Genomic DNA, 20,076 nt, shown 5'->3' on the forward strand with positions numbered 1-20,076 from the left:
CCCGATGGCGGCCCCAGCGGAGGCCCCAGTGAGACTCGGTACGATATCTCGGTGACTACCGAGAACAACAGCATCTACGAACCCGATGGCCGCGCGATCCCCTACATCGATGAGATGTCGGAGGGTGACGGGCCCGTTCTGGTGCTCATCCCGGGACGCGGCCTCGAAGGCGGAGCGCTGGGATCGGTCGCACACATCCTGGCGGGTGAGGGGATCCGCGTGCTGCGGGTCGGCAACCGCAAGGACGACGACGCAACACTCGAAGATCGGGTGCAGGACGCGAGCGACGTCATGGACCACGTCGGCATCGGCGCGACCTGGATCGGCGGCCACGGCGTCGGCGGCACGGTCGCCCGCGCACTCTCCGCGAAGCGCACCGACCGCGCCCTCGGCGTGCTGCTGCTGGGCGTCGAGGACGTCGACGTGCCGATCGCGCCCTCCGTGCCGATCCTGATCATCCAGGGATCCGCGGACGACGTCATGCCGACGGCGAACGGCGAGAAGCTGCGCGCCTCCGCCGTGGAGCGTGCCAGCCTCGTGACGATAGAGGGCGGCGGACACCTGTTCCCCGTGAGCGACCCGGTCGACACGGCGTTCGCCATCGAGGACTACCTGGCCTGGGACTGATGATCACCTCCGACATCGCGTCGCTGGTGGTCCGAAGTGAGACCAGGGATGTGGCAGAGATCACCTCCCTTCTCGGCTTCGCTCCCACCGGCTTCGGTGATCGAGGCGATCCGACACCGTCCGGGATTGCAGGTCGGAAGCTGAAGCCCGAGTACCTCGTATACCAGGAGACCTATTGGGCGTACCGCTGCGAGATCGAACCAGCCGATGACAGTACCGGTTTCGCCAGCCTCGCCTCGCTCGTCGCTCTGCTGCTGCCCCGGGCGAACGCGCTTGCGATCCTCCGCGAAGACGGCGAGACCCGGATCTGGTGGGGCGGCCTCTCCGACAGCACGCAGGGCGGATTCGTGATGACGGCTGCGCTGCAGCACGACCTCGCGTTGCTGGGCTGCGACCTCTTCGGCACGACGTATCTGAATGAGGATGACGCGGAGCCGGCTACCTGAGATCTCTTGTCGATGACTCTGGATCTCGTTGTTCACGCAGGCGATCGCACGGTGAGCCAGCCGCCTCCGTCTCGGGTGCCAGGATGGATCCATGCCTGAATCCTCGGAGACGCCGGCGCGCACCGTCCTCCTCGTGATCGACATGCAGGCGGGGGTGCTGCCGGGCTGCTTCGACGAGCGCGGGGTGCTGTCGAGGACCGACGCTCTCGTGCGTCGGGCACGCAGCGAAGGCGTCCCCGTGGTGTGGGTGCATCACGACCCGGTCGGCGTCGGCACCCCGGACTGGGAACTCGCCGCACCGCTCGCCCGCGCCGACGGCGAGGCGATCGTGCGCAAGAGCTACCGAGACGCGTTCGCCGACACTGATCTGCGGACAGTGCTCGACGGTTACGGCGCGACCCGTCTGGTCGTCGCCGGCGCGCAGTCGGACTTCTGCGTGCGCACGACGACCCAGCGTGCGGCGGCGGAGGGCTACGACGTCACGCTCGTGCGCGATGCGCACACGACGGTCGACACGATCGCGGACGGCGTCCGGATCACGGGCGAGCAGATCGTCGCGCACACCAACATGTACTTCGCCGGGCTCCGCTATCCGGGGCAGGAGTTCGCCGTCGCGCGGCATGACGAGGTCGCGCTAGCCTGATCAGCCTCGCACGGATGTCCGACCCCGGTGCGAGGATGGGCGCATGCCCGAGTCTCCGGAGGTGCAAGCGCTGGTCGAGTTCCTCGACGAGCGGATCCGCAGTCGCGCGATCGCCGATCTTGATGTCGGCGAGTTCCGCATCATCAAGACGCGGGATCGCCCGCCGGCGTCGCTGGTCGGGGCGCGCATCAGACGTCTGGAACGCTTCGGCAAGCACGTCGGCTTCGACACCGACGCGGGGTGGCTGATGATCGGCTTCGGTCGCAACGGCTGGATCCGCTGGCACGCCCCGGAAGACCCGCCGAGTGAGGAGCCCGTGCCGGAGGTCGCGCGGATCGCGCTCGACGACGGCGCCGTGATGCAGCTCGTGGACATGGGCGACTTCCTGGCCGTGACCGCCAACGTCGTCGACGCGCCCGCCGATGTCTCAGGCATAGCGGCGCTGGGGCCGGATCCGCTCGCGCAGGACTTCGATCGCGATGCCTTCGATCGCGCGCTCGGCACCCGGCGCAAGCAGATCAAGGCGCTGCTGCAGGAGCAGACGTCGATCGCAGGGATCGGCAACGCCTACTCCGACGAGATCCTGCACCGCGCGAAGATCTCGCCCGTGGTGCACGCCGCATTGCTCGACGGCGAGGAGCGAGAACGGCTCTTCCACGCCACCGTCGATGTGCTGCGAGGCGCGCTCTCGGATCGCCGGGGGCTGCGGCCGGATCAGCTCAAGCAGGCCAAGGTCGCCGCGATGGCCGTGCACGGGCGCGGCGGCGAGGCCTGCCCGGTCTGCGGCACGACGATCGTCGACCGCGTCTTCGGCGGCGCCTCGGCGCAGCTCTGCCCGCATTGCCAACCTGAACGCTCCGCGGCATGAGACGACCTCGGAGATAGCATTCGGTGGTGAGCGAGCTTCCCCTGCGACACCGTTGGCGTGTACGTGCGACGGTCGCGATCATCGTCGGCGTGGTGGTCGGCTTCGTCGTCACGCCGTTCCTCGGCCTCGCCGCGGGGATCCTCGCCGGGTGGGGCACGCTCGCCCTCGTCAGCATCGTGTGGATCCTGCTGGTGGTGTGGCGGATGGACGCCGCGCAGACCCACGCGCACGCCACAGAGGAGGATCCGGGACGCGGCGCCGCCCGGGTGATCGCGCTGACCGGCAGCTTCGTCAGCATCGCGGCTGTACTGGTCGTGGTGCTGCAGGCCCGGCACGCCGAGGGGTGGACCCAGTTCGCGCTCGCCGGGAGCGCCGTGCTCAGCGTCGCCGCCTCGTGGGGGCTGATCCAGACCGACTACATGCTGCGGTACGCGAAGCTCTACTACGACGGATCCGGCGGGATCGTCTTCAATCAGAAAGAGGATCCGGAGTACACCGACTTCGTCTACTTCTCGGTCGGGCTCGGGATGACGTATCAGGTGGCGGACACCAACGTCACGCGCAACGCGATCCGGCGCATCGTCATCGCGCAGACCACGATCGCCTACGTGTTCGGCGCGCTGATCCTCGGCACGATCATCAACCTCGTCACGGGCCTGGGGTGACCGCGGGGTTCTCCTCGCGCAGGCGCGGTTCGGTACGGCGCTCGGGGCGCACGCCCGCCTTGTCCGCGTAGAACGCGCGGATCCGGTCCATGTCGGCCGCGACATCGCCGGTGAGGTCGAATGTGGGTCCGAGTCCGGTCGTCATCGTGGTGCGGTCGACGAACCCGAGGGTCACCGGCATTCCCGTCTCCCGGGCGATGCGGTAGAAGCCGCTCTTCCAGTACTCGTTGCCGCCGCGGGTGCCGTCAGGGGTGACCACCAGGCCGAACACGGCGCCGCCGTTCACCTGCGCGACGACCTCATCCACGACGCGGGACGGATCCGTCCGGTCCACCGGGATGCCGCCGAGGCGCCGCATGAGCGGGCCGCGCCAGCCCTGGAACAGGCTCTTCTTGCCGAGCCAGTGCACATCGATGCCCAGCCGCCACGCGATGCCGAGCATGAGCACGAAGTCCCAGTTCGACGTGTGCGGGGCACCGATCAGCACCGTCGGACGCGTCGGTGCCGGTTCCGTCGCGAGCGTCCAACGGCTAAGCGTCCAGAACGCGCGGGCGGCGAGGCGTTTGAGCATCCGTCCACGGTAGAGGGATTCGCATGCCGCACTCTGCATGAACCGGAGAGGGGAACGGGCGCATGGTCGGACGGGAAGTCCTGGCCATGCGCCCGTTCGGGGTGCCGAGGGTCAGGCGACCTTCGGCATCAGGGAGAACGACACGGCGCCCTCCTCATTCACGTTCGCGTCGAGGACCTTGTCGTCCAAGACGATGGCGGCCTCCCCTTCAAGGAAGACCGGGGCGCCGGGCAGATCCAGGATCTGATCGTCAGGCTCCGGCGAGACGACCACGTCGGCGGCGAGGCGGGGTTCGCCCGCCTGTCCCGGCGTTTCGGCCGTGTGGATGCGCAGACCCGCCCCCTCCGTGTCGGTACGACGACGGACGAGCGTGGTGACCAGCGCAGTGGCGTTGTCGGTCAAGGTGAGCACGAGGCACTCCTTCCGGTTGCGGACATGCCGAGGTCACGGCATGTGTCCGGGCCACGATTCCCCTTCAGGACCGAGCTCTCAACCGCTGTGCGGCGATTCGGCGTGATTCGGAGGGTCTTCCCACCTAGGCGGGGCGTGGGTCGGACAGGCGTTGGCGGGGCGGACTGGCGCTGCGCGGCACCGGTCGGACTGGCTTCGGCGCTGGTGACGCCGGCCTCATTCCGCGGCGGCTAGGAGCGACGCGGCCGTCGCCGGATCCAACCCCGGCACCTCGTCCGTCGGCACGGCGAGGGCGAGCAGCGACCGGCTGAAGTAGTTGCGAGCCGCGGCGGCGAGGGTGATGTCGACGATCTGGCGGTCGTCGTAGCCGGCGTCCCGCAGCCGCTGCGTGTCGGTGTCGGTCATCGCGCGAGGATCCGTGGAGAGCGCCTCGGCGTACCGGATCACGGCCTGTTCGGCGGGAGTGAACCCGCTGTCGTCGCCGCGCGCGAACGCGGAGAGTCCGTCATCGTTGAGTACCTCGGCCCGCAGCGACTTGCGCCCGTGGGCGAGCAGACAGTGCGGGGATCCGATGGCGCGGGCCGCGCCGAGCGTCGTCGCCTCGTACACGCGCACCCCGATGGACGGCACGATCGCCCGGATGAGTGCCATGAACGCTTCGTGCGCGGCGGGGTTCACCGCCATCGCCCGGGTGTAGGAGAAGACGAATCCCGCGTCCGCGATGTCTTCGGCGTACATGTCGGCGGTGTGTCCTTCGGCCGTCTCGGTCGGGGGAGTGCTGATGATCATGGGAAGCTCCTTCGCATCCGCGTCGGGGCGTTCTCGCGGGCGGCGAAACCCCGGCGCACGAGCGCAGACTACGCCCGGCGCGCAACCGGCGGCATGGGGCAAACGCCTCAACGGCGCCCCCTGCCGCACACGGGCGTAGCATCGAGGGATGACCACCGCAGCCGAATCCGAGCAGCAGACCTCCGCGGACGCCGAGCGCCCGACGAACGGTGCTGCTCCGGGCGTCCTGCCGGGCGGCCTGGCGCTGTTCCCGGGCCTCGATGCCGCCGACGCCGGACTGTGCATCGACGGCGTCTGCCGTCTCCCCGGCTCGAAGGCCTGACCGCCCCCCTCGCCGCCCCGGCGCCTCCCCGCTTCGCCGCTCCCGCTTCGCCGCTCCCGCCTCAGCGCTACCACTTCAGAGTCGTCCCCGTCAGCGGAGGCTATGGGGTGCGCTCGTAGGGACGACTCGGGTTTGTGATTTCCCGTCTTTCGGGTCGTCCCTGTCAGCGGGGCCTACGGGGTGCGCTCGCGGGGACGACTCGAAAGTGGGTGCTGGCCGCATCCGGACCTGGGCGCGACGGTGTCAGGCGGCGCGGGGGACGCCGAGCAGCCGGAGGTCGTGAGCGATGGCCCCCGGGGTGTCCCGGAGCTCCCGTGCAGTGCAGCGGATCTGCACGCGGTCGTGCGCGGCGAGTGCTCGCTGGCGGGCGAGGTCGTCCTCCCAGTGCTCGACTTCCATGTGGAACGCTCCGTCGACCTCCAGCACCAGGGTTCGCCCATCGGGCAGCAGCCATTCGCAATCGGTGAACCGGATCCGCCCGCGCGCATCCCGACGCTTGGTCTGCTGCCGCGGTGTGCATAGCCCGTACTCGCGACACATCCGCAGCACGTCGAGCTCCGCAACCGACTGGGATCCGTCGGCGATCTCGCACAACGTCTGACGAAACATCCGCGCCCACCGCAGGGGTCGCATCCGATCGACCCATTCGTGCAGCAGCTCCGGCGTCGTGAGTCCCTGCTGCACGGCCGCTGCGACCAGTCCCTCGGCCGTACGCATTGAGGGCTGATATGCCGCGAAATGGAGCAGGGCGGGTTCGAGCCGGCAGACGGGCAGGTCGAGGTCGGGTTGTCTCATCGTTCTCAGGGGGCGCCGCGTCTCGACGAAGCGGATCCCTTCCAGTGGAGGTCCGAGCTCACGGCCTTGCGGGACCAGCACGGTGACCGCGTCGCGATGCCAGTTGCGCAGCCCACCGAGCTCCGCCGCCGTGAGGTCGCCGATGAGGGCGGCACCGCCGGCGTGCAGGACGCCGAGCCGCATGAGCTGTGCTCGGGTGAGCTCGCCGGTCGTCGTGCCTATCACGAGCGACGATCGTGCGACCCAGCGGTCCGTCGAGATCCGATGCCGGATCATGCCCCGGGTCACCCCGAGCGCGAGAAGCTGAGCCCGGGTGATCAGCCCCTGTTGTGTGCGTGCGACCTCGCGCCATCCCATGCCACGCAAGCGTGCCGCATGACGGCGAGTCGGCGCGGAAACTATCCACAACCCACCGAGTCGTCCCGGTCAGCGGGGCCCATAGCGTGCGCTCAGGGGGACGACTCGGAAACGTGCTGCCCCAACCACCAGGTCGTCCCCGCCAGCGGGGTCTATGGCGTGCGCTGACGGGGACGACTCGGGATACGGTGCTCCGCGTCAGTCGGATCTGGGCGCCGCAACTTCGGTAGCGTGCTGCCCCAACCACCGAGTCGTCCCCGCCAGCGGGGCCTATGGCGTGCGCTGACGGGGACGACTCGAACAGAGTGGAACGGAGAGAAGCGAACCGAACGGAGCGGAACCGAGAGGAGCGAACCGAAACGAAGCGGAACAGGACGACGCAGCGAGGAACCGACCGGGGTCAGTGCATCGCGGGGGCGGAGCCCTCGGCGGAGCCTGCCTCGTCCGGCTGGTCCTCGGGCTTGCGGATGACGAACGCGCCGAGGATCGTCACGGTCGCGATGACCGCGCCGATCACGAACGTGCTGCGCGAACCGGCCGCGACGGCGTCGGGCACCTCGGTGCCGCCGTTCGCGTTCACGATCAGCGTGAACACCGCGATCATCACCGCGATGCCGGCCGCACCCGCCACCTGCTGCACGGTGCCGATGACCGCACTGCCGTAGGAGTAGAACTTCGGCTTGAGCGACGCCAGCGATGCGGTGAACAGCGGGGTGAACGACAGGGCGAGCCCGATCGACAGCAGCGTCTGCGCCACCAGCACGATCCACACCGGGGTCGTGGTGGCGAGCGTCGTGTAGAACCACAGCGACGCGGCCGTGAGGATCGAGCCGGGGATCAGCAGGACCTTGGTGCCCCGGGAATCGTAGATCCGCCCGATCACCGGACCGAGCAGACCCATCGCGAGCGCCCCGGGCAGCAGCACGAGCCCCGCCTCCGTGGTCTCAAGGCCGAGCGCCTTCTGCAGGAACAGCGGGATCACCGTGAGCGTGCCGAAGAACGCGAGCGACAGCAGGAACATCTGCACCATCGACAGGGTGAAGTCGCGCGAGGCGAACACGCGCAGGTCGAGCAGTGCGTCGTCCTTGCGCTGCAGGATGATCTGCCGCCACAGGAACGCGACGAGCCCCACCACGCCGACGATCAGCGAGATCACCAGGGGAGCGGCGGTTCCGCCGCCGCCCGCCAGGGCACCGATCTGGCTGAGGCCGAACACGAGACCGCCGAAGCCGAACGCGCTCAGCACGATCGAGAGCACGTCGAGGGGCGCGTTGGTGCGCTCGCCGACGTTCGTCAGGAAACGCCAGCCGATCAGCATCGCGACCAGCGCGATGGGCAGCACGACCACGAAGATCGCGCGCCAGCTGAAGTGATCGAGCAGGAAGCCCGACAGCGTGGGCCCGATCGCGGGCGCGAGCGAGATGACGATGCTGACGCGCCCCATCATCCGGCCGCGGCTCGCCGAGGGGACCAGATTCATCAGCGTCGTCATGAGCAGCGGCATCATGATCGCCGTGCCGGAGGCCTGAACGACGCGGGCGATGAGCAGCACGGTGAAACCGGGTGCGAGCGCGGCGATCAGCGTTCCCACGGAGAACAGCGCAAGGGCGCCGAGGAACATCTGCCGCGTCGTGAAGCGCTGCAACAGGAAGCCGGTCGTGGGGATCACGACCGCCATGGTCAGCATGAACGCGCTCGTCACCCACTGCGCGGCGAGGGGCGTGATCTTGAGATCGTCGATGAGGTGCGGGATCGCCATGCTCATCGTCGTCTCGTTGAGGATCGCGACGAAGGCGGCGGCGAGGAGCACCCAGATGACCGCCATGTCGCGGCGGGGGATGAGAGAGGATCCTGCGCTCGTGGGCACGGAATCGGTGTGTGTAGCAGACATGCGCTCCTCCGGGAAAGCGTTTCGAGGGGGAAGCTGCGCGGAACGGCGAGCGACTCCCAGGCTAACCACAGGGTCGGACATTCCATTCCCGGATCGGCTCCGCAGAAGCCCGCGCTGCCGAGGGCAGCGTCCGACCGTGGGCGTTGCGCCCTGAGCGGACGCGTCCGGCGGCTGCGCCGCGACGTCCCCGCTCGGACATACGCTTGCCCCGAAGCAGAGAACGGCAGGTGCCGACGGCGCGGGCGACCGGCGGCGGTCAGGGGTGTGGGCGGATGAGCATGATGGCCAGGATGGGCGGCGTGCGAGGCGGCCGCCCCGTGGACGAGGCGGCGCAGCGCAAGCAGAACGCGGACGCGCCCCGCATCCCCGACCTCGGGCGCAGAGTCGTGGGACTGTTCCGGCCGTACCGGAACCGGATCCTGATGACGGTCCTGCTCGTGATCGTCGGAGCCGCGCTCGGCGTCATCCCGCCTCTCCTGGTGCAGAAGGTCTTCGACGACGCGCTGTTCCCGCACGGCGGCGGCGGACCGCAGCTCGACCTGCTGGTGGTCCTGGTCGTCTCGATGATCGGCCTGTATCTGCTCTCGTCCGGACTGGGCGTCGTGCAGACCTGGCTCACCTCGACCGTCGGCAACAGCGTCACGGGCGATCTGCGCGTGCGACTGTTCGAGCACCTGCAGTCGATGGAGCTGGGCTTCTTCACCCGCACGAAGACGGGTGTCATCCAGTCCCGTCTGCAGAACGACGTCGGCGGCGTCTCCGGCGTGCTCACGAGCACGGTCACGAGCATCCTCGGCAACACCGTCACGGTGATCGCCTCGCTCGTCGCGATGATCCTGCTGGACTGGCGGCTGACCATCATCGCCGTGTGCGTCATGCCGATCCTGGTGCTCGTGCAGCGCCGGGTCGGGCAGGTGCGCGCGCGGATCGCCGGACAGACGCAGGAGTCGCTGTCCGAGCTCACCTCCATCACGCAGGAGACGCTGAGCGTGTCGGGGATCCTGCTCTCCAAGTCGTTCAACCGCCAGCGCTCCGAGTCGGCCCGTTACCAGGCGCAGAACCGCACCCAGATCCGCCTGCAGGTGCGCACCGCGATGAGCGGGCAGGGCTTCTTCGCCGTGGTGTCCGTGCTGATGTCGAGCGTGCCCGCGATCATCTATCTCGTCGCCGGATTCCTCGTCGCCGGCGGCACCGGAACGATCACCGCCGGCGCGATCGTGGCCTTCACGACCGTGCAGGCGCGCCTGCTCATGCCGCTCATCGGGCTCATGCGCGTCGCGCTGGACGTGCAGACGTCGCAGGCGCTGTTCGCGCGCATCTTCGAGTACCTCGACCTGGTGCCGCAGATCCAGGACGCGCCGGATGCGAAGTCCGCGACGGCCGCGCCCGGCCCGCGCGGACGCCTCGAATTCCGCGGCGTGCGGTTCCGCTACCCTGACGCGTCGTCCGCCGGGCGCGACACCCTGCAGGGGATCTCGTTCACGGCCGAGCCGGGACAGCACGTGGCCTTCGTCGGGCCCTCCGGCGCCGGCAAGACGACGATCCTCTACCTCGCGCCGCGGCTCTACGAGGCGTCGGAGGGTGCGGTGCTCTTCGACGGCGCCGACGTGCGCGACCTCACGCAGGAGTCGATCATCGACGAGATCGGGATCGTGTCTCAGGAGACCTACCTGTTCCACGCCACGATCCGGGAGAACCTCGTCTACTCCAAACCGGACGCGACCGACGAGGAGCTCGTCGCGGCGTGCACGGCCGCCAACATCCACCATGTGATCGCCGGCTTCGAGGACGGCTACGACACCGTGGTGGGGGAGCGCGGCTACCGGCTCTCGGGCGGCGAGAAGCAGCGCATCGCGATCGCCCGGGTGCTGCTGAAGGATCCGCCCGTGCTGCTGCTGGACGAGGCGACGTCGGCGCTCGACACCGTCTCCGAGCGGGTAGTCCAGGAGGCGCTGGACGAGGCGGCCAAGGGGCGCACCACGCTCACGATCGCGCACCGGCTGTCCACCGTGATCGGCGCGGACGTCATCCACGTCGTGCAGGAGGGGCGCATCATCGAGTCGGGCACGCACTCCGAGCTGCTCGCGCAGGGCGGGCTCTACGCCGACCTCGCGGCGCAGCAGGTGGCCGCCGCCCGGATCGACGACGATATCCGCTCGGCCTGATCGCCAGAGCGCCGGAGCCGAGCGCGCTCAGTGCGCGCTCAGCCCGCCGTCGACGAAGAGCGAGTGCCCCGTGACGTAAGCGGATCCGGCGCCGGCGAGGAACACGGCGGCACCGGCGAAGTCGGAGGGCAGGCCGTTGCGGCCGATCATCGTACGGGCGGCGAGCGCCGCGATCTGCTGCGGATCCTCTTGCAGTCGGGCGTTGAGCGGCGTCAGCACGAATCCGGGGACGAGCGTGTTGCTGGTGACCCCTGAACCGCCCCACGCCTCGGCCTCGGAGCGCATCAGGGACTCGATCGCGCCCTTCGACACGCCGTAGATCCCGCTGCCCACGAACGCCCGGTGCGCCTGCTGCGAGCTGATGTGGATGAGCCGGCCGTAGCCGCGCTCCGCCATGCCCGTCGCGTACCTCTGCCCGAGCAGGAACGGGGCGAGCGCGTTCACGGTCATCGTGGCGTCCCAGTCGGACTCTGTGATGTCCGCGAAGGCGGGGCGGATGTTGATGCCGGCCGAGTTCACGAGGATGTCGGGCTCGCCGAACGGCAGAGCCGCCGCCTCGCCCGCCGCACGGATCCCGTCACGGGTGCCGAGGTCGCCGACGACGCCGGCGGCGCGGCAGCCGGCGTCCGTGAGCTCGCGCACGGTCTCCTCGATCCGCTCGGCGCCGCGCGCGACGATCACCGTGGCGGCGCCGGCCCGGGCGAGTGCGGTCGCGATGCCGCGGCCGATGCCGGAGCTGCCGCCGGTGACCACGGCGGTGCGGCCGTCGAGGGAGAAGAGTTCGGAGAGGTAGTCGTTCATGGTGGTCCTGATTCCGGGCGGCTCGATGCGCGTGGGCGCGCCGGCCGTCCTGGCAGTGGCCGCGGCTACCAGTGCAGCGCGGCGGCGAGGGTGTGATCCACGCGGGCGTCGGCGAACTCGGGGAGTGCCTCGAGCTCTTCGAGGAACGCTCGGACCGCCGCGGGATACGCGGGGTCGGGGTGGGTGCCGGCGATCTCCTGGAGCGGCGGCACGTCCATCGCGAGGATGAGGTCGAGCCTAGCGGCCACCGCGGCGCGCGCGCCCGCCTGATGCAGCACCTCGATGCCGCCGCGCAGCGCCGTGAGGTAGTCGCGAAGCACGCGGACGCGGTGCTTGCCCTGTGTGATCGAGGTGCCGTTCTCGCGCAGCCGCCACTTCACCACCACATCGGGGATGACGTCGAAGGCGCGTGCGGTCGTGTACATCCGCTGCGCCACGATCTGGTCCTCGTAGGCGACGCCCTCCGGGAACCGGAGATCGTGCCAGAACGCCGTGCGGCTCACCTTCGACCACGCCACGATGTTCGCCGATGCCGCCGGATGCGCGAAGACCGTGGTCCCGAGGCGCTCCGGATCCGTCGCCGCGGCGACCCATGGCTGCACCCGTCCGGCCGCGTAGCCACGGCCGTCCCAGCGGGAGCGCACGTAGGCGCCCGTCACGAAGTCGCTGCCGGTCGCGGCGAGAGTGCCGGTCATCCGCTCGAGAGCTGTCGGGGTGAGCTCGTCGTCGCCGTCGAGGAAGCCGAGGTACTCGGTGTCGACCAGATCGAGGGCGGCATTGCGCGCAGCTCCGAGGCCCCGCGAACGCTCGTGACGCAGGAGGGTGAACCGGGGATCCTCGCGCGTCGCGGCCTCGAAGATCCGGCCGGTGTCGTCCCGCGAGCCATCGTCGACGAGGATCGCCTGCCAGGAGCTCTCGGTCTGCGCGCGCAGTGAAGCGAGAGCGGCAGGGGCGAAGTCGGCGATGTCGCGACCGGGCACGATCACGGTCACGAGCGGAGCGGGCACCTCGCCAGTCTAGGAGCGCACGGCGGCCACGGCGTCGGCGACGAGTCCTGCGAGCCGATCGGGCCCGTCGCCGGGAAGCCCCGCGCGGCCGAGCGTGAAGCGCACCGCGGTCTGCGCGACGACGGGGTCGATCCCGCAGGCCAGCAGCACGTGGGAGGGCTCGTCGCTGCCGGCAGCGCACGCCGATCCACTGGACGACACCACGCCGCGCCGCTCCAGTTCGAGCAGCACGGCCTCACCCGAGACCTCGGCGAACGTGAAGCTCGCGGTGCCGGGCAGCCGCTGCTCCGGGTCGCCGGTCAGGCGCGCCGAGGGTACCGCCGCGAGGATGCCGGCGATGAGTCGCGCGGACTGCGCGCCCACGCGGACGGCGGTGTCGGCGCGTTCGCCCTCGGCCAGATCGAGCGCCGTGGCGAGGGCCACAGCCCCGGCCACGTTCTCGGTGCCGGAGCGGCGTCCGCGCTCCTGTCCTCCGCCGTGCACGAGGGGCTCGAGCGGCACGCGTCCGCGCACAGCGAGCGCGCCGATGCCCTTGGGAGCGCCCAGCTTGTGACCGGCGATCGCGATCGAATCGGCGCCGAGGCCCGACAGCGCCAGCCAGCCCGCGGACTGCACGGCGTCCACATGCAGCGGCACGCCCCGCGCGGCCGCGGCCGTGGCGATGCCCGCGACGTCCTGGACCGTGCCGATCTCGTTGTTCGCATGCCCGATCGCGACCAGCGCGGTGTCATCGCGGGTCGACGCGGCGACAGCGGCCGGATCCACCCGTCCTCGGCCGTCGACGGGAACGAGGGTCGCCTCCACGCCGTGGAAGCGCGCGAGGTATGCGACCGACTCCAGGATCGACTCGTGCTCGATCGGCGTCGTGATCACGTGCGGCCGGCCCCGGCCGCCCCTCGTCTCGTCGCTGCGCTCGTCGCTCGGGAACCGTGCGGCCAGCACGATGCCCTTGACCGCGAGGTTGTTCGCCTCGGTGCCGCCGGCGGTGAAGACCACATCGCCCGTGCGCATCCCGAGCACGCGGGCCACCCGTGCTCGGGCGTCCTCCAGCGCCGCGCTCGCCGCCTCGCCCACGGTGTGGTGGCTCGACGGGTTCCCGAACGTCCGAGTCAGGAACGGGGCCATCGCCTCGAGCACCTCGGGCCGTACGGGCGAGGTCGCCGCGTGATCGAGGTAGAGCGGACCGGTCATCTCAGTCGATCCGCGGACCGGCGTCGATCCGCACGTCGAGGCCGAGGTCGAGAGCGCGCGCGGAGTGGGTGAGGGCGCCCACCGAGATCACGTCGACCCCCGTGCCCGCGATCGCGCGCACGGTGTCGAGGTTGACGCCGCCCGAGGCCTCCGCGGTCGCGCGGCCGTCGATCTGCGCGACGCCGGTGCGCAGATCCTCGAGGGAGAAGTTGTCCAGCAGCACGGTGTGCGCGCCGCCCTCCAGGACCGCAGGGATCTGGTCGAGCCGGTCCACCTCGACCACGACGTGGGTGGTGTGCGGCAGCGTCTCGATCGCCTCGCGCAGCGCGGTGGCGAGGTCGCGTCCGCCGCGACTCAGCACGGCGAGGTGGTTGTCCTTGGCCATCACGGCATCGGACAGCGAGAACCGGTGGTTGCGCCCGCCGCCGGCGAGCACGGCGTGCCGCTCGAACGCGCGCAGGCCGGGGGTGGTCTTGCGGGTGTCCGCGATGCGCACCCGCTTGCCGTCGGGGCCGGCACCCTCGACCGCGGCGACGTAGGCGGCGGTCAGCGTCGCGATGCCGCTGAGGCGCTGCGTGAAGTTCAGCGCCACGCGCTCGGCTGTGAGCAGGCTGCGGGCGGATCCGGTGACCGTCGCGAGCACGTCGCCGGCCGCGAAGGCGTCGCCGTCCGCGACGTGCAGGTCGACGACAGTCGTCGGATCCGTGAGCGTGAACGCCTCGGCGAAGACGTCGCCGCCGGCCAGCACGCCGGGCTCGCGCGCGACGAGGTCGGCGGTCGCGGTCGCGTCGGCGGGCAGCAGCGCCGTGCTCGTCAGATCGCCCCACGGGGCGTCCTCTTCGAGGGCGGCACCGACGACGCGGGTGAGGAGAGCGGAAGTGAGCATCAGACTCCGATCAGGGCGGGGGCCGGATCCGCGATGGAGACCGGACGGGAAGAGGCGAGGAGGTGGTGCGCGCCGACCGAGACCGGCCGGGCGAGCGCGGCGTCGATCATGGCCCGGGCGACCTGGAGCAGGTTGCGGTCCTCGACCGCGGTGCGGGTCAGATCCTCCGACGGCCGCCAGGAGCGCACGGTCGCCCGCGCCTCCTCCAGGCCCTCGACGGAGCGCAGGGGGCCGACGAGATCCCACATGAGGTCCTGCAGGGCGGTGCGGGAGAACGGATCCGCTGTCGCAGCCCGATCGGCATCGCCGGCCAGGGGCGTCCGCTCCGGGACATCGGCGGCGACGCGGGGCCCCGGTGCGACCGTTCCCAGCGCCGCCGCGGCGCGTGCGCCGAACACGGCTCCCTCGAGCAGTGAGTTCGAGGCGAGCCGGTTGGCGCCGTGCACGCCCGTCCGTGCGGTCTCGCCGACCGCGTAGAGGCCGGGCAGCGTGCTGCGACCCTCGGCGTCGGTGACCACGCCGCCCATGAGGTAGTGCGCGGCGGGTGTGACCGGAATGGGCTCTCGGGCCCAGTCGAAGCCGCGCTCCCGCGTCACCCGGTCGATCGTGGGGAAGCGCCGGGCGAGACGTTCCGCGCCCAACGCCGTGGCATCGAGACGCACCGGATGACCCTGTTCGCGTGCGCGGCGCACGACGGCCCGCGTCACCACGTCTCGCGGGGCGAGTTCGCCGTCGGGGTGCGCGTCGAACGCGAAGCGCGTTCCGTCGTCGTCGATGAGCGTCGCCCCCTCTCCGCGCACCGCCTCGGAGATCAGGAACGCGGGCCCAGGCGCGGCCAGGATCGTGGGGTGGAACTGCATGAACTCCAGGTCGGCGACGGCGGCGCCCGCGCGCAGGGCGGCCGCGATGCCGTCGCCCGTGCAGACCGCCGGGGCCGTGGTGTGCCGGAACAACCGGCCCGCACCGCCCGTCGCGAGGATCACGGCGTCCGCCGAGACCTCCACGATCCTTCCGGCGGCGAGGAGGCGCGCTCCGCGCACCGCCGCATCCTCGACGATCAGGTCCACGAGCATCGTGTGCTCGCGCACCGCGATGCCCGCATCCCGCACGGCGCGCACGAGCGCGGCGGAGATCGCCGCTCCCGTCGCGTCGCCGCCGGCATGCGCGATCCGCGCCGCGGAGTGCGCGGCCTCGAGCCCGCGCAGGAGCCGCCCCTGGGGGTCGCGATCGAAGGGCACGCCCCGGGCGACCAGCTCGGCGATCCGTGCCGGCGCCTCGCCCACGAGCACGTCGACCACCGCAGCATCCGAGAGGCCGGCCCCTGCGGCGAGCGTGTCCGCGGCGTGCGCGGCGGGGGAGTCGGCCACGCCGTCGGCGTCCACGCCGTACACCCCGGCGATGCCTCCCTGAGCGAGCGCGGTCGCGCCGTCACCGAGGGCGTCCTTCACCACGACGTCGACGCGGTGCCCGGCCTCGTGCGCGTGCAGCGCCGCGGTGAGGCCCGCGATCCCGCCGCCGATCACGAGCACGTGCAGCGCCTCGGCGGCGCGGCGCTCGCGGGAGGCCGTCATCAGGCCACCGCCACCGGAGGGCGCGCCGCCAGCATGCGCTCGAGCGCGACCCGCGCCGGGTCCGCCACGTCCGCGGGTACCGTGATCCGGTTCGGGGTGCGCCCTGCCACGAGTTCTTCGAGCACCCAGGCGAGGTAGCCAGGGTGGATCCGGTACATGGTCGAGCACGGGCAGACCACCGGATCCAGGCAGAAGATCTCATGCTGCGGATACTCCGCCGCGAGCCGTCGGACGAGGTTGATCTCGGTGCCGACCGCGAAGGTCGTCGGTTCTGTCGCGGCGGCGATGGCCTTGCGGATGAAGTCGGTGGAGCCGGCCTCGTCCGCGGCGTCGACGACCTCCATCGGGCACTCGGGGTGCACGATCACGCGCGCCCCGGGGTGCTCGGCGCGGGCCTGGTCGATCTGGGCGACCGTGAAGCGGCGGTGCACCGAGCAGAAGCCGTGCCAGAGGATGACGCGGGAATCCTGCAGCTCCTCCGCGGTGGATCCGCCGAGGGGGCGGCGCGGGTTCCACATCGGCATCTGCGCGAGCGGAACACCCATCGCCTTCGCCGTGTTGCGGCCCAGGTGCTGGTCCGGGAAGAACAGCACACGGCGTCCGCGGGCGAACGCCCACTCCAGGACGGTCCGGGCGTTCGAGGAGGTGCACACGATGCCGCCGTGCCGGCCCACGAAACCCTTGATGGCGGCCGAGGAGTTCATGTAGGTGACCGGGATCACAGGTACGAGCCCGTCGGCATCCGGCTCGTCGAGCGGGCCGAGGACATCGGCGAGCTGCTCCCAGCAGTCCTCGACCTGGTCGATGTCGGCCATGTCCGCCATCGAGCAGCCCGCCGCGAGGTTCGGCAGGATCACGGCCTGGTCCTCTCCGGAGAGCAGATCCGCCGTCTCGGCCATGAAGTGCACGCCGCAGAAGACGATGGCCTCCGCGTCAGGGTGCTGCTTCGCGAACCCTGCGAGCTGGAACGAGTCGCCCACGTGATCGGCGTGCCGCACGACCTCCTCGCGCTGATAGAAGTGCCCGAGCACGACGACGCGCTCGCCGAGGGTCGCCTTGGCCGCGCGGATCCGGTCGTGCAGCTCGTCCTCGTCCGCCTCTCGGTAGGAGGAGGGGAGCTCTCCCTGGCGGGGCGCACCGGTCGGGATCACGTCGCCCATGGAGGATCCGGGGCCGTAGCCGGGGATCGTGTCGAAGTTCCACGGACCCGCGGCGAGATCGGTCGTGCAGGTCGACTCGGTGGAAGCTCCCGTGACGATCAGGCGCAGTGCGTGGTCGACGGACGGATCGATCGGTGAGTGCAGAGAGGTGGTGCTCATGAGGTCCTCGTCTCGTCGGAGGCGAGCGGGCCGCGATCGGCGAGCTCGACGTCGGTGGCATCGCGGTACAGCCGGGCCGGCCGATGGCTGCCCGTGCGGAACGCGTTGGTGGGGATCAGGGTCCGCGTCGCGTCGACCTGGCGGCGGAAGTTCGCGGGATCCAGCTTGCGACCGAGGATCGTCTCGTACGCCTCACGCAGGTCGGCCAGCGTGAACTCCGGAGGCAGGAATCCCTGTGCCACGCGGCTGTATCCGGCTTTGTTGCGCAGTCGCCATGCCGCGTACTCGACGATGCGCGCGTGATCGAAGGCGAGGGTGGGCAGGTCGGAGGCGTCGAACCACTCGACGTTCTCGATCTCCACACCGGCCGACCGGCGCTCCGCCAGCTGCTGGTCGACGAGATCCTCGCGCAGCAGCGCCCAGTACACGACCGAGATCACCCGGCCGGGGGCGCGGTCCACGGCGCCGAACGCGTAGAGCTGCTCGAGGTAGCTGGGGGCGAGGCCCGTGGTCTCGGCGAGCGTGCGCGCGGCCGCTGCCGCGAGGCCCTCGCGCACGTCGAGCCATCCGCCGGGGAGCGCCCAGTCGCCGGCATGCGGGGCGCGCGTGCGGCGCACCAGAGGCAGGGCGATGCGCGGGGCGGCGCTGCCGTCGCGGCGCATCGTGAGGATCACCGTCGAGACGGCGAGGCGGATGCCGTCCTCGGATCCTTCGCTTCTGGTCACCGTGACTTTAACCTCCGGGGTCCGATCTTAGAGTCATTCCGACCAGAAGGCGAGTCCATGACGTAACGAAGTGCGGACGCAGGTCTTCGCGGTGCTGCCGCGGCAGGCCCTCGTCGCGATAGGATGAGCGCGCACAATTGAACACGTGGCCGCATGGTCTGTGCGGGAGAGTCCGGTGATCGTGGCCGGACACCGAAGGAGCAAGCCTCCCCGCCAATCTCTCAGGTAACCGCACCGCGCTGACCCGGCCGCTCTGGAAAGTGATTTCGAGCGAAGCAAGAAATCAGGTTGAGCGAGGCCGCCGAAGGCGCCCGAGCCGAAACCCCGGTGATCAGACCCTCGCGGATCTCCACCTCTTCTTGCCTCACGACGGATCCGCCGACGGTGAAAGCCCAGCGCCCCCTCGAGGTGCCAGGGCGAAGCTCTCAGGCCTATGACAGAGGGGGAGTTCTCGGATCCGCGCGCCGCGCGGGTTCTCACCGATCCGCACGGGAGAGCTCCATGACAGACCCCCGCTACACCCCGCTCCGGGAGCGCCACGAGGCGCTGGGAGCATCGTTCACCGACTTCGGCGGCTGGCAGATGCCGGTCCGCTACACGTCCGACCTCGCCGAGCACCACGCGGTGCGCGCGAGCGCGGGTATCTTCGACATCTCGCACATGGCGGAGTTCACGATCATCGGCGCCGACGCGGGGGAGTACCTCGACTACGCACTGGCCGGCCGGCTGTCCGCGCTCGCGGTGGGCAAGGCGAAGTACTCGCTGCTGCTCGCCGAGGACGGCGGGATCATCGACGACGTCATCGTCTACCGTCTCGGCGACGACGACTTCCTCATCATCAGCAACGCGGGCAACCGCGACGCCGTGCGCGAGGCGCTCCTGACCCGCACGACGGACCGCGAGGTCGCCGTCGAGGACGTCTCCGACGACTACGCCCTCATCGCGGTGCAGGGACCGAACGCCGAAGCGATCCTCGCCGGCACCCCCGGCATCGACGACGTCTCGATCCCCTGGGCGGAGCAGAAGTACTACGCCTGGGCGACCGCGGTCTACAACGGCAAGCCGCTGCTGCTCGCGCGCACGGGCTACACGGGCGAGGACGGCTTCGAGCTCCTCGTCGCCGCGGAGGATGCCGCCGCGCTCTGGGATGCGGTCGTCGTCGCCGGCGCGGAGCACGGACTCGTCCCCGCGGGCCTCGCCGCGCGCGACACGCTGCGCCTCGAGGCCGGAATGCCGCTCTACGGTCACGAGCTGAACCGCGACACGAAGCCGGCCCAGGCCGGGCTCGGCCGCGTCGTCGTCTCCGACAAGGAGAGCTTCGTCGGCAAGAGCGGCACCACCCCCGCCGAGGGTGCGCGCGTGCTGGTCGGCCTGGCCGCGGAGGGCCGCCGTGCCGGTCGCGCCGAGTACGCGGTCGTGACCGAGGACGGTGCGGTGATCGGCGAGATCACCAGTGGCGCCCTGAGCCCCACGCTCGGCCACCCCATCGCCATGGCCTTCGTCGACCCCGCGGTCGCCGAGGGCTCCGTCCCCCTGTTCCTCGATGTCCGCGGAACGAAGATCCCCGCGACCATCACCGCCCTGCCTTTCTACCGGAGGAAGAAATGACCGATCTGAACACCCTGCGCTACAGCGAAGAGCACGAGTGGGTCGCCGTGGACGGCGAGTCCGCGACCATCGGCATCACCGACTTCGCCGCCGACGCCCTCGGCGACATCGTCTTCGTCGAGCTGCCCGCCGTCGGCACCTCGTTCAGCCGCGGAGACGTCTTCGGCGAGGCCGAGTCGACGAAGTCCGTCTCCGAGCTCTACGCGCCGGTCGACGGCACGGTCCTCGAGATCAACGACGCCGTCATCGACGACCCGTCGCTCGTCAACTCCGCCCCGTTCGAGGGCGGCTGGCTGGTCAAGATCTCGGTCGCGGCGGGCGCGGTCGACGGTCTCCTCGACCGCGACGCCTACGTCGCCCACACGGAGGGCTGAGAGTGACCGCGTTCCTCGACCGTCACATCGGCACCACCGCCGAC

At 70.7% G+C, this 20,076-nt stretch carries 21 protein-coding genes and 1 riboswitch; of the genes, 9 read left to right on the forward strand and 12 right to left on the reverse strand.

Annotated features, from left to right (window positions below; genetic code table 11):
• Positions 1–51: 51 nt before the first annotated feature.
• From RS86_RS10580 to RS86_RS10600, 5 genes are all read left to right on the forward strand, one after another.
• Positions 52–627: an alpha/beta fold hydrolase gene (locus RS86_RS10580; protein WP_052680204.1), complete on the forward strand. Its 576-nt coding sequence runs from the start codon at positions 52–54 to the stop codon at positions 625–627.
• On the forward strand, positions 627–1,073 hold the full coding sequence (locus RS86_RS10585; protein WP_045272204.1) for a hypothetical protein: 447 nt from the start codon (positions 627–629) through the stop codon (positions 1,071–1,073). The genes RS86_RS10580 and RS86_RS10585 overlap by 1 nt, the downstream gene beginning before the upstream one ends.
• A 91-nt stretch (positions 1,074–1,164) precedes the next feature.
• Positions 1,165–1,716, forward strand: a complete 552-nt coding sequence (locus tag RS86_RS10590; RefSeq protein WP_045272205.1) for an isochorismatase family protein — start codon at positions 1,165–1,167, stop codon at positions 1,714–1,716.
• Positions 1,717–1,759: 43 nt separating this feature from the next.
• Positions 1,760–2,584, forward strand: a complete 825-nt coding sequence (locus RS86_RS10595; RefSeq protein WP_045272206.1) for a DNA-formamidopyrimidine glycosylase family protein — start codon at positions 1,760–1,762, stop codon at positions 2,582–2,584.
• Between the two features lie 26 nt (positions 2,585–2,610).
• Positions 2,611–3,249, forward strand: coding sequence for a DUF1345 domain-containing protein (locus RS86_RS10600; RefSeq protein ID WP_045272352.1), 639 nt, complete (start codon positions 2,611–2,613; stop codon positions 3,247–3,249).
• On the opposite strand, the gene RS86_RS10605 is transcribed toward RS86_RS10600, so the two are convergent.
• The 3 genes from RS86_RS10605 to RS86_RS10615 form a co-directional block, all read right to left on the reverse strand.
• Complete coding sequence (locus RS86_RS10605) at positions 3,233–3,820, reverse strand: 1-acyl-sn-glycerol-3-phosphate acyltransferase (RefSeq protein WP_045272207.1); 588 nt, start codon at positions 3,818–3,820, stop codon at positions 3,233–3,235. The two genes, RS86_RS10600 and RS86_RS10605, sit on opposite strands and share 17 nt — an antisense overlap.
• A gap of 111 nt (positions 3,821–3,931) precedes the next feature.
• Positions 3,932–4,231, reverse strand: a complete 300-nt coding sequence (locus tag RS86_RS10610) for a Fe-S cluster assembly protein HesB (RefSeq protein WP_045272208.1) — start codon at positions 4,229–4,231, stop codon at positions 3,932–3,934.
• Positions 4,232–4,447: 216 nt separating this feature from the next.
• Positions 4,448–5,020 (reverse strand): carboxymuconolactone decarboxylase family protein, encoded by a 573-nt coding sequence (locus RS86_RS10615; protein WP_045272209.1) that lies wholly within the window; start codon positions 5,018–5,020, stop codon positions 4,448–4,450.
• Between the two features lie 148 nt (positions 5,021–5,168).
• Here RS86_RS10615 and RS86_RS20635 point away from each other — a divergent pair, with 148 nt between their 5' ends.
• Entirely contained in the window at positions 5,169–5,342 is a 174-nt protein-coding gene (locus RS86_RS20635) for a hypothetical protein (protein WP_160299686.1), read from the forward strand.
• 243 nt (positions 5,343–5,585) lie between these two features.
• Here the strand turns inward: RS86_RS20635 and RS86_RS10620 are convergent, their stop codons facing one another.
• Both RS86_RS10620 and RS86_RS10625 read right to left on the reverse strand, forming a co-directional pair.
• On the reverse strand, positions 5,586–6,494 hold the full coding sequence (locus tag RS86_RS10620; protein ID WP_045272210.1) for a hypothetical protein: 909 nt from the start codon (positions 6,492–6,494) through the stop codon (positions 5,586–5,588).
• A 400-nt stretch (positions 6,495–6,894) separates the two neighbouring features.
• On the reverse strand, positions 6,895–8,385 hold the full coding sequence (locus RS86_RS10625; RefSeq protein WP_045272211.1) for an MDR family MFS transporter: 1,491 nt from the start codon (positions 8,383–8,385) through the stop codon (positions 6,895–6,897).
• Positions 8,386–8,675: 290 nt separating this feature from the next.
• On the opposite strand from RS86_RS10625, the gene RS86_RS10630 reads away from it, so the two are divergent.
• Positions 8,676–10,550, forward strand: a complete 1,875-nt coding sequence (locus RS86_RS10630; protein ID WP_200892788.1) for an ABC transporter ATP-binding protein — start codon at positions 8,676–8,678, stop codon at positions 10,548–10,550.
• Positions 10,551–10,577: 27 nt separating this feature from the next.
• On the opposite strand, the gene RS86_RS10635 is transcribed toward RS86_RS10630, so the two are convergent.
• The 7 genes from RS86_RS10635 to RS86_RS10665 all read right to left on the reverse strand — a co-directional run bounded on the left by RS86_RS10635 (position 10,578) and on the right by RS86_RS10665 (position 18,050).
• On the reverse strand, positions 10,578–11,351 hold the full coding sequence (locus tag RS86_RS10635; RefSeq protein ID WP_045272213.1) for an SDR family NAD(P)-dependent oxidoreductase: 774 nt from the start codon (positions 11,349–11,351) through the stop codon (positions 10,578–10,580).
• A 65-nt stretch (positions 11,352–11,416) separates the two neighbouring features.
• Entirely contained in the window at positions 11,417–12,358 is a 942-nt protein-coding gene (locus tag RS86_RS10640; protein ID WP_045272214.1) for a glycosyltransferase family 2 protein, read from the reverse strand.
• Between the two features lie 9 nt (positions 12,359–12,367).
• Positions 12,368–13,549, reverse strand: a complete 1,182-nt coding sequence (locus tag RS86_RS10645) for a cysteine desulfurase family protein (protein ID WP_045272215.1) — start codon at positions 13,547–13,549, stop codon at positions 12,368–12,370.
• 1 nt (position 13,550) lies between these two features.
• Positions 13,551–14,435, reverse strand: a complete 885-nt coding sequence (gene nadC / locus RS86_RS10650; RefSeq protein WP_045272216.1) for a carboxylating nicotinate-nucleotide diphosphorylase — start codon at positions 14,433–14,435, stop codon at positions 13,551–13,553.
• A complete protein-coding gene (gene nadB / locus RS86_RS10655) occupies positions 14,435–16,006 on the reverse strand; it encodes an L-aspartate oxidase (protein ID WP_045272217.1) in 1,572 nt (523 codons plus the stop codon). Before nadB ends, nadC begins: the two co-directional genes overlap by 1 nt.
• Positions 16,006–17,325, reverse strand: coding sequence for a quinolinate synthase NadA (gene nadA, locus RS86_RS10660; protein WP_045272218.1), 1,320 nt, complete (start codon positions 17,323–17,325; stop codon positions 16,006–16,008). The genes nadB and nadA overlap by 1 nt, the downstream gene beginning before the upstream one ends.
• Positions 17,322–18,050, reverse strand: coding sequence for an NUDIX hydrolase (locus RS86_RS10665; protein WP_045272219.1), 729 nt, complete (start codon positions 18,048–18,050; stop codon positions 17,322–17,324). The genes nadA and RS86_RS10665 overlap by 4 nt, the downstream gene beginning before the upstream one ends.
• A 153-nt stretch (positions 18,051–18,203) precedes the next feature.
• A riboswitch (glycine riboswitch) is annotated at positions 18,204–18,297 on the forward strand.
• Between the two features lie 254 nt (positions 18,298–18,551).
• Here RS86_RS10665 and gcvT point away from each other — a divergent pair.
• A complete protein-coding gene (gcvT, locus tag RS86_RS10670; RefSeq protein WP_045272220.1) occupies positions 18,552–19,658 on the forward strand; it encodes a glycine cleavage system aminomethyltransferase GcvT in 1,107 nt (368 codons plus the stop codon).
• Entirely contained in the window at positions 19,655–20,032 is a 378-nt protein-coding gene (gene gcvH, locus RS86_RS10675) for a glycine cleavage system protein GcvH (protein ID WP_045272221.1), read from the forward strand. Before gcvT ends, gcvH begins: the two co-directional genes overlap by 4 nt.
• Positions 20,033–20,076: the final 44 nt, after the last annotated feature.

Origin of the sequence: Microbacterium azadirachtae, assembly GCF_000956505.1 — a bacterium.
GTDB lineage: Bacteria > Actinomycetota > Actinomycetes > Actinomycetales > Microbacteriaceae > Microbacterium > Microbacterium azadirachtae_A.

Excerpts from the sequence above, each read along its gene's own strand:
- RS86_RS10615 (WP_045272209.1), bottom strand. The coding sequence starts at position 5,020 with ATGATCATCAGCACTCCCCCGACCGAGACGGCCGAAGGACACACCGCC.
- RS86_RS20635 (WP_160299686.1), top strand. The coding sequence starts at position 5,169 with ATGACCACCGCAGCCGAATCCGAGCAGCAGACCTCCGCGGACGCCGAG.
- RS86_RS10635 (WP_045272213.1), bottom strand. The coding sequence starts at position 11,351 with ATGAACGACTACCTCTCCGAACTCTTCTCCCTCGACGGCCGCACCGCC.
- RS86_RS10605 (WP_045272207.1), bottom strand. The coding sequence starts at position 3,820 with ATGCTCAAACGCCTCGCCGCCCGCGCGTTCTGGACGCTTAGCCGTTGG.
- RS86_RS10585 (WP_045272204.1), top strand. The coding sequence starts at position 627 with ATGATCACCTCCGACATCGCGTCGCTGGTGGTCCGAAGTGAGACCAGG.
- RS86_RS10620 (WP_045272210.1), bottom strand. The coding sequence starts at position 6,494 with ATGGGATGGCGCGAGGTCGCACGCACACAACAGGGGCTGATCACCCGG.
- RS86_RS10645 (WP_045272215.1), bottom strand. The coding sequence starts at position 13,549 with ATGACCGGTCCGCTCTACCTCGATCACGCGGCGACCTCGCCCGTACGG.
- RS86_RS10625 (WP_045272211.1), bottom strand. The coding sequence starts at position 8,385 with ATGTCTGCTACACACACCGATTCCGTGCCCACGAGCGCAGGATCCTCT.
- RS86_RS10590 (WP_045272205.1), top strand. The coding sequence starts at position 1,165 with ATGCCTGAATCCTCGGAGACGCCGGCGCGCACCGTCCTCCTCGTGATC.
- nadC (WP_045272216.1), bottom strand. The coding sequence starts at position 14,435 with ATGCTCACTTCCGCTCTCCTCACCCGCGTCGTCGGTGCCGCCCTCGAA.
- gcvT (WP_045272220.1), top strand. The coding sequence starts at position 18,552 with ATGACAGACCCCCGCTACACCCCGCTCCGGGAGCGCCACGAGGCGCTG.
- RS86_RS10595 (WP_045272206.1), top strand. The coding sequence starts at position 1,760 with ATGCCCGAGTCTCCGGAGGTGCAAGCGCTGGTCGAGTTCCTCGACGAG.
- gcvH (WP_045272221.1), top strand. The coding sequence starts at position 19,655 with ATGACCGATCTGAACACCCTGCGCTACAGCGAAGAGCACGAGTGGGTC.
- nadB (WP_045272217.1), bottom strand. The coding sequence starts at position 16,006 with ATGACGGCCTCCCGCGAGCGCCGCGCCGCCGAGGCGCTGCACGTGCTC.
- nadA (WP_045272218.1), bottom strand. The coding sequence starts at position 17,325 with ATGAGCACCACCTCTCTGCACTCACCGATCGATCCGTCCGTCGACCAC.
- RS86_RS10630 (WP_200892788.1), top strand. The coding sequence starts at position 8,676 with ATGGGCGGCGTGCGAGGCGGCCGCCCCGTGGACGAGGCGGCGCAGCGC.